Source organism: Streptomyces sp. NPDC047974 (genome assembly GCF_040653375.1).
Lineage (GTDB): Bacteria > Actinomycetota > Actinomycetes > Streptomycetales > Streptomycetaceae > Streptomyces.
The window spans coordinates 75848-91529 of record NZ_JBEZNU010000022.1 but is presented as its reverse complement, the minus strand read 5'-3'; the positions used below and the strand labels follow the sequence as shown (position 1 = coordinate 91529).

Annotated in this window: 17 protein-coding genes; 12 read left to right on the top strand and 5 right to left on the bottom strand. The window is 72.7% G+C overall.

The window, feature by feature from the left end; genetic code table 11:
• The first annotated feature begins 10 nt into the window (after nt 1-10).
• A complete protein-coding gene (gene cobN / locus AB0E19_RS27455; RefSeq protein WP_362184856.1) occupies nt 11-3652 on the top strand; it encodes a cobaltochelatase subunit CobN in 3642 nt (1213 codons plus the stop codon).
• A gap of 47 nt (nt 3653-3699) precedes the next feature.
• Here cobN and AB0E19_RS27450 read toward each other — a convergent pair whose 3' ends face one another.
• Nucleotides 3700-4047 (bottom strand): DoxX family protein, encoded by a 348-nt coding sequence (locus AB0E19_RS27450; RefSeq protein ID WP_362184855.1) that lies wholly within the window; start codon nt 4045-4047, stop codon nt 3700-3702.
• A gap of 92 nt (nt 4048-4139) precedes the next feature.
• Between AB0E19_RS27450 and AB0E19_RS27445 the strand changes: the two genes are divergently transcribed.
• On the top strand, nt 4140-4580 hold the full coding sequence (locus tag AB0E19_RS27445; RefSeq protein ID WP_362184854.1) for a MarR family transcriptional regulator: 441 nt from the start codon (nt 4140-4142) through the stop codon (nt 4578-4580).
• Nucleotides 4581-4586: 6 nt separating this feature from the next.
• Here the strand turns inward: AB0E19_RS27445 and AB0E19_RS27440 are convergent, their stop codons facing one another.
• Complete coding sequence (locus AB0E19_RS27440) at nt 4587-5555, bottom strand: S8 family serine peptidase (RefSeq protein ID WP_362184853.1); 969 nt, start codon at nt 5553-5555, stop codon at nt 4587-4589.
• Nucleotides 5556-5706: 151 nt separating this feature from the next.
• On the opposite strand from AB0E19_RS27440, the gene AB0E19_RS27435 reads away from it, so the two are divergent.
• The 5 genes from AB0E19_RS27435 to AB0E19_RS27415 all read left to right on the top strand — a co-directional run bounded on the left by AB0E19_RS27435 (nt 5707) and on the right by AB0E19_RS27415 (nt 9601).
• The gene (locus tag AB0E19_RS27435; RefSeq protein WP_362184852.1) at nt 5707-6651 is read left to right on the top strand and encodes a DUF1648 domain-containing protein; all 945 of its coding nucleotides are present in this window, start codon (nt 5707-5709) and stop codon (nt 6649-6651) included.
• Between the two features lie 2 nt (nt 6652-6653).
• Nucleotides 6654-7010: a GntR family transcriptional regulator gene (locus AB0E19_RS27430; RefSeq protein WP_360602744.1), complete on the top strand. Its 357-nt coding sequence runs from the start codon at nt 6654-6656 to the stop codon at nt 7008-7010.
• A gap of 63 nt (nt 7011-7073) precedes the next feature.
• Entirely contained in the window at nt 7074-8414 is a 1341-nt protein-coding gene (locus tag AB0E19_RS27425) for a hypothetical protein (protein WP_362184851.1), read from the top strand.
• A 148-nt stretch (nt 8415-8562) separates the two neighbouring features.
• Nucleotides 8563-8973: a VOC family protein gene (locus tag AB0E19_RS27420; RefSeq protein ID WP_362184850.1), complete on the top strand. Its 411-nt coding sequence runs from the start codon at nt 8563-8565 to the stop codon at nt 8971-8973.
• 160 nt (nt 8974-9133) lie between these two features.
• On the top strand, nt 9134-9601 hold the full coding sequence (locus AB0E19_RS27415; protein WP_362184849.1) for a DUF1801 domain-containing protein: 468 nt from the start codon (nt 9134-9136) through the stop codon (nt 9599-9601).
• A gap of 15 nt (nt 9602-9616) precedes the next feature.
• Here the strand turns inward: AB0E19_RS27415 and AB0E19_RS27410 are convergent, their stop codons facing one another.
• The gene (locus tag AB0E19_RS27410; protein ID WP_362184848.1) at nt 9617-10513 is read right to left on the bottom strand and encodes an NAD(P)-dependent oxidoreductase; all 897 of its coding nucleotides are present in this window, start codon (nt 10511-10513) and stop codon (nt 9617-9619) included.
• Nucleotides 10514-10702: 189 nt separating this feature from the next.
• Here AB0E19_RS27410 and AB0E19_RS27405 point away from each other — a divergent pair, with 189 nt between their 5' ends.
• Nucleotides 10703-11182 (top strand): SAM-dependent methyltransferase, encoded by a 480-nt coding sequence (locus AB0E19_RS27405; protein WP_362184847.1) that lies wholly within the window; start codon nt 10703-10705, stop codon nt 11180-11182.
• Nucleotides 11183-11367: 185 nt separating this feature from the next.
• A complete protein-coding gene (locus AB0E19_RS27400) occupies nt 11368-12414 on the top strand; it encodes a helix-turn-helix transcriptional regulator (RefSeq protein ID WP_362184846.1) in 1047 nt (348 codons plus the stop codon).
• 78 nt (nt 12415-12492) lie between these two features.
• Here the strand turns inward: AB0E19_RS27400 and AB0E19_RS27395 are convergent, their stop codons facing one another.
• Both AB0E19_RS27395 and AB0E19_RS27390 read right to left on the bottom strand, forming a co-directional pair.
• Nucleotides 12493-13011 (bottom strand): thiamine pyrophosphate-binding protein, encoded by a 519-nt coding sequence (locus AB0E19_RS27395; protein WP_362184845.1) that lies wholly within the window; start codon nt 13009-13011, stop codon nt 12493-12495.
• A 134-nt stretch (nt 13012-13145) separates the two neighbouring features.
• Entirely contained in the window at nt 13146-13313 is a 168-nt protein-coding gene (locus tag AB0E19_RS27390) for a hypothetical protein (RefSeq protein ID WP_362184844.1), read from the bottom strand.
• A gap of 423 nt (nt 13314-13736) precedes the next feature.
• Here AB0E19_RS27390 and AB0E19_RS27385 point away from each other — a divergent pair, with 423 nt between their 5' ends.
• Genes AB0E19_RS27385 through AB0E19_RS27375 form a run of 3 tightly spaced genes read left to right on the top strand, consistent with a single transcriptional unit; the run spans nt 13737 to nt 15681 of the window.
• Nucleotides 13737-14048 carry a hypothetical protein gene (locus tag AB0E19_RS27385; RefSeq protein WP_362184843.1) on the top strand — a complete coding sequence of 104 codons (312 nt, stop codon included), beginning with the start codon at nt 13737-13739 and terminating at the stop codon, nt 14046-14048.
• Nucleotides 14049-14083: 35 nt separating this feature from the next.
• Nucleotides 14084-14977 (top strand): GNAT family N-acetyltransferase, encoded by an 894-nt coding sequence (locus AB0E19_RS27380; RefSeq protein WP_362184842.1) that lies wholly within the window; start codon nt 14084-14086, stop codon nt 14975-14977.
• Between the two features lie 5 nt (nt 14978-14982).
• A complete protein-coding gene (locus AB0E19_RS27375) occupies nt 14983-15681 on the top strand; it encodes an SDR family oxidoreductase (RefSeq protein ID WP_362184841.1) in 699 nt (232 codons plus the stop codon).
• The last annotated feature ends 1 nt before the right edge of the window (nt 15682 follow it).

Sequence of the window (15682 nt, the reverse complement as noted above, 5' to 3'; positions counted from 1 at the left end):
GAGCCTCGCCATGCTCCTGCTGCTGTCGCACTCCGACACCGACCTGCTCAGCGCCCGTGCGGCCGGGGGGCCGGTGGAGTACCGCTTCGCCAACCCCTCCCGTCTCCCGCTCGGCGACCTCGAAGGCCTCCTCGACGGCGCCGAGCTCGTCGTCGTCCGCCTCCTCGGCGGCGTCCGCTCCTGGCAGGAGGGGCTCGACGCGATCCTCGCCACCGGGAAGCCGGTCGTCGTCCTCAGCGGCGAACAGGCCCCCGACGCCCAGCTGATGGGTGCCTCCACGGTGCCGGTCGGCGTCGCCACCGAGGCGCACGCCTACCTCGCGCACGGCGGCCCCGCCAACCTGGAGCAGCTGGCCCGCTTCCTCTCCGACACCGTCCTCCTCACCGGCCACGGCTTCGAGGCCCCGGCGGCCGCCCCCACCTGGGGCCCGCTGGAGCGCACCGCCCGCGTCACCGAGGGCCCGACGGTCGCCGTGCTCTACTACCGCGCCCACCACATGAGCGGGAACACCGCCTTCGTCGGCGCCCTCTGCGAAGCGATCGAGGACGCCGGGGCCCGCGCGCTCCCGCTGTACGTGGCCTCGCTGCGGGCCCCCGAGGAGGAGCTGCTCGCCGAGCTCCGCGGCGCCGACGCCATCGTCACCACCGTCCTCGCCGCCGGCGGCACCAAGCCGGCCGCGGCGCAGGCCGGCGGCGACGAGGAGGCGTGGGACGCGGGCGCGCTCGCCGCGCTCGACGTGCCCGTCCTCCAAGCGCTGTGCCTGACCGGCTCGCGGGCGAACTGGGAGGAGAACGACGAGGGCCTGTCGCCGCTGGACGCGGCCAGCCAGGTCGCCGTCCCCGAGTTCGACGGCCGGCTCATCACCGTCCCGTTCTCCTTCAAGGAGATCGACGCCGACGGCCTGCCCGCGTACGTCGCCGACGCCGAGCGCGCCGCCCGCGTCGCCGGCATCGCCGTCCGCCACGCCCGTCTCCGGCACATCCCGAACCCGGAGAAGCGGCTGGCCCTCGTCCTCTCCGCGTACCCGACCAAGCACTCCCGCATCGGCAACGCCGTCGGCCTCGCCACCCCCGCCTCCGCCGTCGCCCTGCTGCGCCGGCTGATCGAGGAGGGGTACGACTTCGGGCCCGAGGCCGACCTCCCGGGCCTGGTCTCCGGCGACGGCGACGAGCTGATCCACGCCCTCATCGAGGCCGGCGGCCACGACCAGGACTGGCTCACCGAGGAGCAGCTGGCGAAGAACCCGGTCCGCATCCCGGCCGCCGACTACAAGCGCTGGTACGCCGAACTCCCGGCCGAGCTGCGCGAGCAGGTCGAGGAGCACTGGGGCCCCGCGCCCGGCGAGATGTTCCTCGACCGGTCCCGGAACCCGGAGGGCGACATCGTCCTCGCCGCCCTGCGCCGCGGGAACCTGCTGGTCCTCATCCAGCCGCCGCGCGGCTTCGGCGAGAACCCGATCGCGATCTACCACGACCCCGACCTGCCGCCCTCCCACCACTACCTGGCCGCCTACCGCTGGATCGCGGCCCGCGCGGAGGACGGCGGCTTCGGCGCCGACGCGATGGTCCACCTCGGCAAGCACGGCAACCTGGAGTGGCTGCCGGGCAAGAACGCCGGCCTGTCCGCCGCCTGCGGCCCGGACGCGGCCCTCGGCGACCTGCCGCTGGTCTACCCGTTCCTCGTCAACGACCCGGGCGAGGGCACCCAGGCCAAGCGCCGCGTCCACGCCACCCTCGTCGACCACCTCGTGCCGCCGATGGCCCGCGCCGACTCGTACGGCGACATCGCGCGCCTGGAGCAGCTCCTCGACGAGTACGCGCAGATCTCCTCCATGGACCCGGCGAAGCTGCCGGCGATCCGCGCCCAGATCTGGACCCTCATCCAGGCCGCCAAGCTCGACCACGACCTCGGGCTCCAGGAGCGCCCGGAGGACGACGGCTTCGACGACTTCCTGCTGCACGTCGACGGCTGGCTGTGCGAGGTCAAGGACGCCCAGATCCGTGACGGCCTGCACGTCCTCGGCGGCGCGCCCACCGGCCCGGAGCGGGTCAACCTGGTCCTCTCCATCCTCCGCGCCCGCCAGATCTGGGGCGGCACGCAGGCGCTGCCCGGTCTGCGCGAGGCGCTCGGCCTGGACGAGGCCGCCCGGCAGCGGTCCGAGACCGACCGGTACGAGGCGATGGCCCGGACGGCCGTCGAGACGATGGAGGCCGCCGGCTGGTCGGTGGACGCCGTCGAGGCCGCCGCCCAGGCGGCCCTGGGGCCCGCGCCGATGGGCGGCGACTGGTACCCCCGGGCGGTGGCGCGGGTCGTGCCCGTGCTCCGTTTCGCCTGCGAGCAGGTCGTGCCGCGTCTCGCCGCCACCACCGACGAGCTGACGCACGCCGTGCACGCCCTGAACGGCGGCTTCGTGCCCGCCGGGCCGTCCGGCTCGCCGCTGCGCGGCCTGGTCAACGTGCTGCCGACCGGCCGGAACTTCTACTCCGTCGACCCGAAGGCCGTGCCGTCCCGGCTCGCCTGGGAGACCGGGCAGGCGCTCGCGGACTCGCTGCTGACCCGCTACCGCGAGGACAACGGCGCGTGGCCGACCTCGGTGGGCCTCTCCCTGTGGGGGACGAGCGCGATGCGCACCGCCGGCGACGACGTCGCCGAGGCGCTGGCGCTGCTGGGCGTCCGCCCGCTGTGGGACGAGGCCTCGCGCCGCGTCAACGGCCTGGAGCCGATCCCGCCGGAGGAGCTGGGCCGCCCGCGCGTCGACGTCACGCTGCGCATCTCCGGCTTCTTCCGGGACGCGTTCCCGCACGTCATCGGCCTCCTCGACGACGCCGTCCGGCTGGTCGCGGGCCTGGACGAGCCGGACTCGGAGAACTACGTCCGCGCCCACACCCAGGCCGACCTCGCCGAGCACGGCGACGAGCGCCGCGCCACGACCCGCATCTTCGGCTCGCGGCCGGGCACGTACGGCGCGGGCATCCTCCAGCTGATCGACTCGCGGGACTGGCGCACCGACGCGGACCTCGCCGAGGTGTACACGGTGTGGGGCGGGTACGCGTACGGGCGCGGGCTCGAAGGCCGGCCGGCGCGCGCGGAGATGGAGACCGCGTACAAGCGGATCGCGGTCGCCGCGAAGAACACGGACACCCGCGAGCACGACATCGCCGACTCGGACGACTACTTCCAGTACCACGGCGGCATGGTGGCGACCGTCCGCGCGCTGCGGGGCACGGCCCCCGAGGCGTACATCGGCGACTCGACCCGCCCGGAGACCGTCCGCACGCGCACGCTGGTCGAGGAGACCTCCCGGGTCTTCCGGGCCCGCGTGGTCAACCCGCGCTGGATCGAGGCGATGCGGCGCCACGGCTACAAGGGCGCCTTCGAGCTGGCGGCGACCGTCGACTACCTCTTCGGCTACGACGCCACGACCGGTGTCGTCGCCGACTGGATGTACGACAAGCTCACCCAGGAGTACGTCCTCGACGAGACCAACCAGGCCTTCCTCAAGGAGGCCAACCCCTGGGCCCTGCACGGCATCGCCGAGCGCCTCCTGGAGGCGGAGTCGCGCGGCATGTGGGAGAAGCCGGACCCGGAGACGCTGGCCGCCCTGCGCCAGGTCTTCCTGGAGACGGAAGGCGACCTGGAGGACGGCGCCTAGCCTTCCCGGTGCCCCCCGCCGTTCCCTCGCGGGACGGCGGGGGCCGCTCAGGCGCTGGCCATGCGCAGGACGAGGGCGATGGCCGGGAGGACCGTCAGGACGAGGGCCGGCGCCATGGCGTAGTCCTTGACGCGGACGTGGGCGATCACCGCGCCGATGAAGTAGAGGACCAGGCCGACCGCCGCGGCCTCGCCGAGCACCGGGACCACCAGGCCCGCGAGCAGTCCCAGCGCCCCGGCCACCTTCGCCGTGCCCAGCCACGGCAGCCAGCCGTCCGGTACGCCCACCTTCGTCATGCTTCCCACGACCGCGGGGTTGCGGGTGAAGGTCGCGACGGCGGAGCCGGTCATGGCGAGGGCGAGCAGTGCGGCGAGGACGACGTAACCGATGAACATGGGGGCACTCCAACGATCCGGGGGAGGAAACCGTTGAAGCGTAACAACGATTTATCTCGCTCCACAATGTCGTTGTTGTTACGGTGGACGGCATGGCAGCCCTCCCGACCGACCGGCTCGGTTTCCTCCTCTCCTTCCGCGGGGAGCTCACCGGCGCGCGCATCCGCTCCGCCCTGGGCGTCGCCGGGCTGCACCCGCGCAACGCGATGGCCCTCATGCAGCTCGCCCCCGCGCCCATGAGCCAGCGCGACCTGGCCGCCGCCATGGAGGTCGACCCCAGCCAACTGGTCGCGATCCTGAACGAGTTGGAGGCGGCCGGCCTCGCCGAGCGGCGCCGCGACCCGGCGGACCGCCGCCGCCACATCGTCGAGATCACCCCGGCCGGCGCGGCCGTCCTCGACCGCGTCGACCAGGCCGTCACCGAGGCCGAGGGCGAACTCTTCGCCGACCTCACCGAAGCCGAACGGACCGTGCTCCGCGGCCTCCTGGACCGCGTCGTCGTCGACCCGGCCAGTCACGACTGCGGCGCGTAGGAAGGGTCAGCTCTCGCCGGCCGCCGCCTTCACTGCGGCGGCCGCGTCCACGTTCCCGAGGCCCAGCTTCGGGTTCTGCGCCGGGTTCCGCGCCGTGTCGCGGATGGCCTTCATGATCTCGGTCGGGCTCAGGCCCTGCTGGTGCAGGAGCGCGGCCACGGCGGAGACGTACGGCGAGGCCATCGAGGTGCCGGAGAGCCTGCCGTACCCCGTCGTGTTCTTGAGGGTCTCCTTGGCCGTGTACGTCGGCAGGGTCGAGAGGATGTCGACCCCGGGCGCCGCCACCGCGTTCTGCGCGCCGAAGTTGGTGAACTCGGCCGGCTGCCCGGTCTGGTCGGCGGCGTTGACGACGAGGACCGGCGTCGTCAGCTCGTACGGCTGGAGCAGGGTCGAGTCGTTGCCGGCGGCGGCCACCACCACCGCGCCCTTGCTGTTCGCGACCGAGATCGCGTCGTTGAGCACGCCGCCCTTGAGCAGCCGGGCCATCAGGCCGGACTCGCCGAGGGAGAGGTTGATGACGTCGGCGCCGTGCTGCGCGGCCCAGACGATCCCCTTGGTGATGTTCCCGTCGCTGCCGCTGCCGTCCGCGCCCAGCACCCTCACCGGCATGATCTTGGCCCCGGGCGCGCCGCCCGCGATGCCGATGCCGTTGTCGGTGTGGGCGGCGGCGATGCCGGAGACGTGGGTCCCGTGCCCGTTGAGGTCCTTCGGGTCGTCGTCGCCGTCCACGAAGTCGTAGCCGTCGACGAGCCGCCCCTTGAGGTCGGGGTGGCTCGGGTCGACGCCGGTGTCCACGACGGCGATGACGGTGTCGTCGCCCTGGTCCGTGCCCCAGGCGTCCGGGAGCTTCAGCGAGTCGAGTGCCCACTGCTGGCTCCGCAGCGGGTCGGGCTCCTCGTCGCTCCCGCAGCCGGTGGCGAACGCGGCGGTGAGGACGGTCAGGGCGGTGAGGGCGGCGGCGGACCGACGGTGCATGAAGACTCCCCAATCGACGGCATTCGTCAGTTTTCGTCAGTATTTGAGCCAGTCAACTACCGCCCGTGCGCCGCCGCATCCGGAGGCCGGGGCCGACCGCCCCCTCTGAAATCCCACTTGTTCTAGTAGAGTGCGAACAAAGGAGGTCCCCATGACCGACGTCCCGCTCCGGCTCCGTCTGCTCGCCGCGCTCCCCTTCGTGCTCGCCACCGCCGCCTACCTGCTGCTCTTCGCGCTCTGGACCGACCGGCTCCCCGACCGGCTCGCCACCCACTTCTCCCCCGGCGGGCAGGCCGACGGCTTCACCGGCCGGGGCGCCTTCGCCGCCCTCGGCGCCGGGCTGCTGCTCACGCTCGGCGCCGGCTGGACCGTCTTCGTCCGGCGGAACGCCCTGTGGGGCGCCTGGCTGACCGCGGGCCTCGCCGGCACCCTGCTCGGCCTCGTCGTCCACGACAACCTCGACGCCGCCGACCCCGCCGCCGTCGGCTCCCCGCTCTCCCACCTCGCCGTCGCGGCCGCCGCCGGCGCCCTCCTCGCCCTCGCCGGCCACGCCCTCTCCCGGCTCGTCCCGCCCGAGGAGCACGACGCGGCCGGCGCGGAGCCGGAGCCGGACGCCCCCCGGCTCGACCTCGGCGCCCGGGAGGTCGCCGGCTGGTCCCGGGCCACCGCCTCCGCCCCGCTCACCGTCCTCGGCCTGCTCTTCCTCGCCGCGGGCGCCGTCTCCGCCCTCCTCGGCCCGTGGCCGCTGCTCCTCGTCGCGCTCGCCGTCGGCCTGCCCGGGCTCGCCCTCGCCCGGGTCCGCGTCCACGCCGACCGGCACGGCCTCACCGTCCGCTCCACGCTCACCCCCCGGCCCCGCGTCCACGTGCCGCTCGCCGACATCACCGCCGCCGACGTCCGCGACGTCGACGCCCTGCGCGAGTTCGGCGGCTGGGGCTACCGGGTCCGTGCCCACCGCTCCGGCGTGGTCCTGCGCTCCGGCGAGGCCCTGGTGGTCCGGCGCGGGAACGGCCGCGAGTTCGCCGTCACCGTGCCCGACGCGCGGACCGCGGCCGCCCTCCTCAACACCCTCGTCGAACGACGTGGAAGGCTCTGACCGTGCTCTTCCGCGTCGACCCCGCCTCCGCCGTCCCGCTCGGCGACCAGATCGCCGGCTGCGTCCGCGGCGCCCTCGCCGACGGCACCGCCGCCCCCGGGGAGCGGCTCCCCGCCGCCCGCGAACTCGCCGACTCCCTCGGCGTCAACGTCCACACCGTCCTCCGCGGCTACCAGCGGCTCCGCGAGGAGGGCCTCATCGAACTCCGCCGGGGCCGCGGCGCCCTCATCGTCCCCGGCGCCACCGCCCCCGACCGGGCCCGGCTCGTCACCCGGCTCCGCGAGGCCGCCGCCGAGGCCCGCGAGCTGGGCCTCACCGAGGCGGAGTTCCTCGACCTGGCCCGCACCAGCCTGGAGTAGGCCGCTCACCCGTTCGGCGCCGCCCGGCGCGCCGGGGCGGCGACCCGGCCCCACGGTGGGCCCATGGGTGCATCCGGAGGCGGTACCGACGACGAACTCACCATGCTCCGTGCCCGGGTGGCCGCCCTGGAGGCCACCTCGGGGCAGGGAGCGCCGAAGCGCGAGCACCACCGGCTGCGCTCCTTCTTCTCCGCGCTCCTCGTGTTCATCGGCTGCGTCCTCGTGCCGCTGGGCCTCGTGGCCGCCTGGACGGCCGACCTCCTGGGCGACACCGACCGCTACGTGCAGACGGTGACCCCGCTCGCCTCCGACCCGGACGTCCAGGCGGCCGTGGCGAACCGGGTCACCGGCGCCGTCATGGAGCACATCGACCTCCCGGCGCTCCTCGAAGGCGTCGCCCCCGACGAGCGGCCCCTGGCGGAGAAGGCGCTCGGGAAGCTCGGCGGCTCCCTGGAGAGCGCGGTCTCCAGCTTCGTCCACGACCGCGCGCAGGACGTCGTCGCCTCCCCGGCCTTCCAGACCATCTGGACCGACGCCAACCGCGCCATCCACACCTCCCTCGACCGGGCCCTGACGGGCGACCAGGAGGGGGCGGTGAAGATCCAGACCGACACGGTGACGATCGACCTGGCCCCCGTCATCGAGCGGGTCAAGGAGCGCCTGGTCGACTCCGGGCTCACCATCGCCGGCAAGATCCCCGAGATCCACACGGACTTCACGGTCCTCCGGTCCGACGACATCGGGAAGGCGAAGACCGGCTTCGCGCTGCTCCAGACCATGGGCGTGTGGCTGCCGGTCATCGCGGTGCTGCTGGTGGCGGGCGGCGTCCTGCTCGCCGTCCGCAGGCGCCGGGCGCTGGTCGCCGCGGCCCTCGGCTTCGCCTTCGCGGCCGTCGTCCTCGGGGTCGCGCTCACCGTCTTCCGCACGGTCTACCTGAACGCGCTGCCCTCCTCCGTCTCCCCGGCCGCCGCCGGCTCCGTCTACGACACCCTGATCCGCTTCCTGCGCACCTCGGTCCGGGTGTGCGCGGTGCTCGGCGTGCTCGTCGCGCTCGCCGCCTGGCTGTCCGGCCCCAGCCGCCCGGCCGTCCTGGCGCGCGGCCTGTGGCACTCGGGCATCGCGGCGACCCGCTCCACGGCCGACCGGGCGGGCATGCGGCTCGGCCCGGTCGGCGGCTTCGTCCGCCGCTTCCACACCTGGATCGTGTGGATCCTGGTCGGCGCCGCGGCCCTCGCCTTCGTCCTGTGGTCGCACCCGACGGGCTGGGTCGTGTTCGGCCTGGCGCTCGCGCTGCTCTTCGCCCTGGCGGTGACGGACTTCCTGGCGGGCGAGGACGAGGGCGAGGCCGGGGACGACGCCGGGAAACCGGCGCCCGCCGACACGGCGCCCGACGACAGGACCTAGGCCGTTTCTTTCGGATCGGGCCGGATCAGGGAGCGTGCGTGCCAGGCGACGCGAACCCGGCCTGATCCGGAAGAAACGACCTAGGGCCGGCGCGACACGGTCAGGATCCGAGAAGCGCGCGCCGGGGCCGCCAACTACCGTCGTCCGTATGGACATCACCATCCACACCACCGCCCTCCCGCACGAGGACCCCGAGGCGTCCGTCGCCTTCTTCCGCGACGTCCTCGGCTTCGAGGTCCGCAGCGACGTCGGCCAGGGGAAGACGCGCTGGATCACCGTCGGCCCCGTCGGACAGCCCGGCACCTCGATCCTCCTCGCGCCGCCGGCCGTCGACCCGGGGATCACGGAGGAGGAGCGCCGCACCATCACGGAGATGATGGCGAAGGGCACGTACGGCTGGATCCTCCTCGCCACCCCCGACCTCGACGCCGTCTTCGCGAAGGTCTCCGCCGGCGACACCGAGGTCGTGCAGGAGCCGACCGAGCAGCCGTACGGCGTCCGCGACTGCGCCTTCCGCGACCCGGCGGGCAACCTGATCCGCATCCAGGAGGTCCGCTGATGTGCAGCCCCGCCTGGGCCCGGGCCCGCACGGAGGCGGTACGGCTCCGGGAGCGGGAGGACGGCGACCGGTCGGTTTCGGAGAAGCACCGGGAGGCGCCCGGGCCCAGCATGGAACCAGCGCAGGACATCCACGGAAGCGACGAACGAGGGGACCGATCATGACCACCAGGGAGACCAAGTCCACCCGGCCCGCCAAGCCCGCCCCGTCCCACGAGGGCTTCACCGAGGACGAGCGGGCGGCGATGAAGGAGCGGGCGAAGGAGCTGAAGGCCGCCAAGGCCCGCGGCAAGGCCGCCGACGCCGAGGCCGACCTCCTCGCGAAGGTCGCCGAGATGACCGGCGACGACCGCGCGCTCGCCGAGGGCATCCACGCCCTGGTCAAGAAGGCCGCCCCCGAACTCGCCGCCAAGACCTGGTACGGCATGCCCGCCTACGCCAAGGACGGCAAGGTCGTCCTCTTCTTCCAGAGCGCCGCCAAGTTCAAGGCCCGCTACGCCACCCTCGGCTTCAACGACTCCGCCGCCCTCGACGACGGCGAGATGTGGCCCACCGCCTTCGCCCTCACCACCCTCACCCCCGAGGTCGAGGCCCGCGTCGAGGCGCTCATCAGGCGGGCCGCCGGCTGATTCCCGCCCCGGCGGTCAGGCCCGCATCCCCGCGCGGTGGTCCGGGTACCGGGGGGTCCAGCCGAGGTCGCGGGTGGCCTTGGCGTGGGAGACCCGCAGGCGGGTGTCGAGCATGAGGGAGCCCAGGTAGGGGACGGCGAGGCGCAGGAGGCGGCCGGGGAGGACGAGACGGCGGCCGCCGCGGGCGGCGGAGAGCTCGCCCCAGGTCGACGGGCGGTCGTCGACGATGTTGTACGCCTCGCCCGCGCGGCCCCGCTCCAGCGCGGCGACGGTCGCCTCGGCCGCGTCCTCGACGTGGACCCACGACATCGTGCCGCCGCCGCCCCACGGGACCGGGAAGGGCCGGGTGCCGGGCGTCGGGTCGAACCAGGTGCCGGGGCCGTAGAAGACGCCGTACCGCAGCGCCGTGCCCGCCACGTGGTCCGCGGCGAACAGCCGGCCCTCCGCCTCGACGAGCCCCGTGATCACATGGTCCGCGACCGTGCCGCCGCGCACCCCGAACGGGTCCTCCTCGGTGACCGGACGGTCGCCGTGGTCGCGGTAGCCGTAGCCCAGGACCAGCGACTGGGTCACGAAGCGGCCCGCCCCGAGCACGCCCGCAGCCTCCAGGAGGTGCGCGGTGCCGCGCTCCCGCAGCACGTTGCTGGGATCGTCCGCGGTGAGCTTCAGCTTGGGCGCCTTGAGCGCGGTCAGCTGGTGGACCACCGCGTCGGCGGAGAGCCCGTCGAGCGCCCGCAGCAGCCCCTCCCGGTCGAGCGCGTCGGCCCGCACGGGCGTCGCGCCCAGGGCGCGTACCGTCGCCGCGGAACCGTCCGAGCGGGCGAGGGCCAGCACCTCGTGACCGTCCCGGACGAGGGCGCGGGTCAGCGGGCGGCCGATGGCGCCGGTGGCACCGGCGAGCAGGATCCTCATGGTCAACCTCCAGATGGCTACACCCTCATGACCACGCGGCGCCGCGATCCGTGACAGCCGTGACGGTCCGGAGGAGTGATCCGGGTCACGCCCTTTCCGGCGTACGGTGAGGTGTTCGAGTTCCGTTCGGGATCCCGTTCCGTGATCCCGTTCCGTGATCGTCCCGTCTCGTGGAAGGCCGGCGCGCGCATGACCGAGAACAGCACCCCCGTGGAGATCGTCTCCGAGCCCGTCGGCCGGGTGGTCGGAGGGCGGGCCGAGGTCCTGGACGACGAGTGGGGCGGGGTGGCGGCCGTGATCCGCCTGGACGAACGGTTCGGCGCGGACGCGCTCGCCGGCCTCGACGCCTTCTCGCACGTGGAGGTCGTCTACCACTTCGACCGGGTGCCGGCGGAGAAGGTGGAGACGGGCGCCCGGCACCCCCGCGGCAACACCGACTGGCCGCTGGTCGGCATCTTCGCGCAGCGCGGCAAGAACCGCCCGAACCGCCTCGGGGTGTCCCGCTGCCGGCTGCTGCGCGTCGACGGCCGCGAGGTGCACGTGGAGGGACTGGACGCGGTCGACGGCACCCCGGTACTCGACATCAAGCCCTACATGAGCGAGTTCGGCCCCCGCGGCGCCACGACCCAGCCCGGCTGGGCCACCGAGATCATGCGCCACTACTACTGACGCGGCCGCCCGTCCCGGCACCGTTCCGGACGCCGGGAACCGGACACCGCCGGGGCGCTGTTCGGATGGTGGAAGGGCCTGGAATTCTCCGCCGGATCTTCTACGCTCTGCAGAACCCGCAGGTAACTAGGGGGTTCGCAACGGGGCGAGCTGGTTCTGATCTCATTGATTGAGGGGCTGGTTGCATGACTGTCGCGCGGCTTGAACTGATGCACGCCACCGGGGAGGCGCAGCTGGAGTACGCCGCCTACTCGTACGCGGTGCCCCGGGAACACGTGACGGAGGACGAACTGACGCAGGTCCTGGACGCCCCCCAGGAGACCGCGCGGGACGTCGTCAGAACCCTCCGCGAACTGAGGCTGCTGCGCAGCGTGGACGCCGAGGGGACCCGCCTGTGCGCGGTGCCGCCGGCCACCGCCGGCGCGCAGCTCCTGATGCCGGCCATCCGCCAACTGCGCGAGAGCCAGCGGGAGATGAGCCAGTCCTTCGCCCGGATCCTGGCGATGATGCCGGCGTACGAGTCCGGGGTGCTGGCGCAGCTGGAGCAGCCGGCCTTCCAGTACCTCTCCGACCTGGCCACGACCCGGCAGGTGATCACCGAACTCGCGGCGCGCGCCAAGGACGAGGTGCTCACCGTGCAGCCGGGCGGCAGCCGCCCGCCGGGCAGCATCTCGGAGGCGCACGACCGCACGGTGCGGCTGCTGCGGCGCGGGGTGCGGATGCGCACCCTCTACCAGCACTCGGCCCGGTTCGACGGCACGACCGTCGACTACGTGCGCATGGTGAGCGAGCTGGGCGCGGAGGTGCGGATCGCCAGCGGGGTGGTGTCCCGGCTGCTGGTCTTCGACCGCGAGGCGGCGCTGATCAGCCTGCCGGGCCTTCCGCACGGCGCGGTGGTGGTCCGGGAGTGCAGCGTCCTGGAGTTCATGACGGAGATCTTCGAGAACACCTGGAACACCGCCGCCGAGTTCCCCCTGCAGCAGCAGCGGGCCCAAGTGGTGGACGCCTCCGAGGAGTTCAAGCAGGCGCTGCTGCGCCTCCTGGTCGAGGGCGACGACGACAAGGTGATCGCCAGGAAGCTGGGCGTGTCCATCCGGACCTGCCAGCGGCACCTCTCGGAGATCATGACCCGGCTCGGTGCCCGGAACCGGCTGCACGCGGGCTATCTGATCCACAAGCACGGGCTGCTCGACCAGTCGTTCCGGCAGGACGAGCCGGCGCCCGGTTCCTGAGCCGGTTCCCGAGCGGGTTCCCGAGCCGGTTCCCGAGCGGGTTCCTGAGCCGGTTCCCGAGCCGGTTCCCGAGCCGGTTCACAGCGGTTCGGTCACGATCAGGACGGCGGGGCGTCGGGTCCGCTGCATGAGCCGGTAGCACTCCCCGACGGCCTCCTCGGGGCGCAGCGGGTCGAGGACGACGCCGGGCGGGGCGAACTGGTCGACCAGCCCGTCGGGTTCCTCGACGGTGCCCTTCCCCGGGCGTCCGACGACCATCAGGAGCGGCACCTCGTAGGCCCGGTTCAGCGCGGTGAGTCCGGCGAGGGCGTGCCCGGGCCCGGTGTGCGCCAGGAACACGGCGGCGTCACCGCCGGTGAGGGCCATGCCGGTGGCCATGCTGATGGCCGCGTCCTCGTGCGGCGCGGGCACGTAGACGAGGTCGCGGAGTTCGGGATACGGGCTCCGCGGCGCGTCCTCCAGGAGCCGGAAGAACCCCTGGAGCATCGCGCAGGGCACTCCCGTGAAGTGGGCGAAGCCCAGGCGGGCGAGGGTGAGCAGCACGGCCTCGGCGAGATCGATGTTCTGCGGCGGGACGGTGCCGGGTGTCGTGGTCATGGGTTCCGGTCTCGGTGGGCTGCGTCGTCGGGGCCACTGCCGGGGGACGGGGTGCCGGGTGTCCGGCGCGCGGGAGGGGGAGTCCCGGTGCCGGCCGGCGGCGTGCCCGTCGGGGGCTGCGGGGGCGCGCCGGGTCAGTCCCAGCCGAGGTCGAGCGGGACGGCGCCGGAGCTGTCGGCGGCGAGGCCGGCGGGGCCGGACGCGCCGTGGCCCGCACCGCCCTTCGCGAGGCCGATGCTGCACAGCGTCACGACGAGCGCGCTGAGGACGACGGGCGACCATGCGGTGCGGAGACGGAGCACAGCTGGATTCCTCACGTGGGGGGTCGGCGGACGCGCCGCCTGCTGACACCGACGACTCTGGTGCACCCGGCGCGGTGGAGACACCGGTTCCGGGTGCCGCATCCGCGACAGTCGCAGATGCGTCAGACCACTTCGGCGGCGAAACCGGACAAAGATCTCGGGAAGGTCTCGTCATGCGGACATCCCACTGGATCTCTGCCGCCGAGTGCGTATAGAAATCACTCGCCGCCGATCCCCACGGATCCGGAAGCCTCTTCGGGGGCCGTTCCGGAGGGGGTGCGCGCTTTATTGCCTCGGGCCGGGAAGGGGAGTTCTCGGTCCGTCCAGGACCGCTTTCCTGCCCCGGGTCGAAAGCTTCGAAGCTTCCCCGGTTCTTGAATGCCTTGAATGCCTTGAGTGCGTTGGACCAGAAAGGGAAGAACGATGCGCGAGCGTCTTGTCGGTCTCATCGGGAACGTCGTGGCGGAGGTCAACGAGCGGCGGGACGAGAAGATCCCCACCGGTGACCTCCTCAACGTCAGCCTCTACGGGGACGCCGGCGTCTTCGATTCGATGCACCTCGTCAACTTCCTCACGCTCGTCGAGGAGGCGATCGAGGACGAATTCGACGTGGAGATCTCCCTGACCTCGGAGAAGGCCGTCTCCCGTCGGGTGAGCCCCTTCAGCCGCGTCAGCCGGCTCATCGAGTTCATCGAGGAAGAGATGAACGAGAACGCGGAGACGACCGCGGCCTGACGGCCCGGTTTCCGCGGAGAGGCGAGAACATGTCGGTGACGGTGAGAAAGGCCCTGGAGGGGGACCTGTACAAGGTCTACCTGCTCCTCAAGGGATCGACGCTGAATTCGGCGTGGATTCCCTTCGAGTGGCGCCGGCGGATGTTCCAGCCGGTCTGGGGCGGCAGCGAGGGCTACTACGGCTACGTCATGGAGGACGGCGACGAGGTCGTGGGCTTCCTCGGCACGCTCTTCACCGAGCGGGAGGTGCGGGGCGAGCCCCACAAGTTCTGCGAGATCCACAGCTGGTACGTGAAGGAGGAGTACCGCAACGAGAGCCTCAAGCTCTTCCTGCCGGTCACGTCCCTGCGCAAGGTGACCCTGGTCAACTACACGCCCACACAGGCCGTGTACGACATCAGCAACAAGTTCGGCTGGGCGGACCTGGAGACCGGCGTCCGGCAGTTCCTGCCGGTGCCGACGCCGCGCAGCCTCGGCCGGGGCTGGAAGGTGGAGACCCGCAAGCACGTCATCGCACAGCACCTCGACGAGGCCGACCGGCGGATCTTCCTCGACCACGCCGACCTCCGCTGCCGGCACTTCCTGATCACCAGGAAGGACAGCTCCGAGTACCTGTACGTGATCCTCAAGAAGCTGCACCTGCGCCGGTTCGTGCCCTTCGGCCGCCTCCTGTACGTCAGCGACAAGCCGATGCTCCTGGAGGCGCTCGACCACCTGCGGATCCGCTGGTGCCTCCGGCTCGGCCTCGCCTTCACCGTCATCGACGAAGCGGAGCTCGCGGACACCGCGGCGGCCGCCTCGCCGCCCGCGTTCTCCCGCCTGGTCCCCCGCGCGGTCCCGTCGCAGTTCAAGTCCAAGACCCTGGAGCCCGAAGACATGCGGCCCGCCCTGTACTCGCTTCCCCTGCTCATCGGCTACCGGCTGCACTGACGACGATGATCATTCTTGTCACCGGCACCAGGTCCGGGGTCGGCAAGGCGCTCGCCGAGCACCTCGTCGAGCAGGGCCACCAGGTCGTCGGATGCAGCCGGAGGCCGTCCACCGTCGACCACCCCGGCTACCGGCACCACGAGGTCGACCTCACCGACGCGAAGGCGCTGCGGGCCATGTTCCGCGAGGTGCGCCGGGAGTTCGGCCACCTCGACGCGCTGGTCAACAACGCCGGCACGTCCAGCATGAACCACTTCATGATGACTCCGGAGAAGACCGTCCGGGACATCTTCGACATCAACTTCTTCGCGGTGCTCAACTCCTGCCGCGAGGCGGCCAAGCTGCTGCAGAAGAGCCCCGGCTCCTCGTCGGCGATCCTCAACGTCTCCACGGTCGCCGTGCCGTGGGCGCTCGACGGGCAGCTCGCGTACTCGGCGAGCAAGAGCGCCGTCGAGCAGCTGACCCGGGTCATGAGCAAGGAGCTGGCCGGCTTCGGCATCCGCGTCAACGGCATCGGGCTGCCCCCGGTGCGGACCGTGCTCACCCGCACCCTGCCCGCGGGCATGGTCGAGTCCCTGATCGACCGGCAGGCCATCAAGCGGATGTGCACGATGGCGGACCTCTTCGGACCCGTCGATTTCCTGATCTCCGAGCAATCCGGATTCGTCACCGGAGAAACGCTCTTCCTGGGGGGAGTCCACTGAC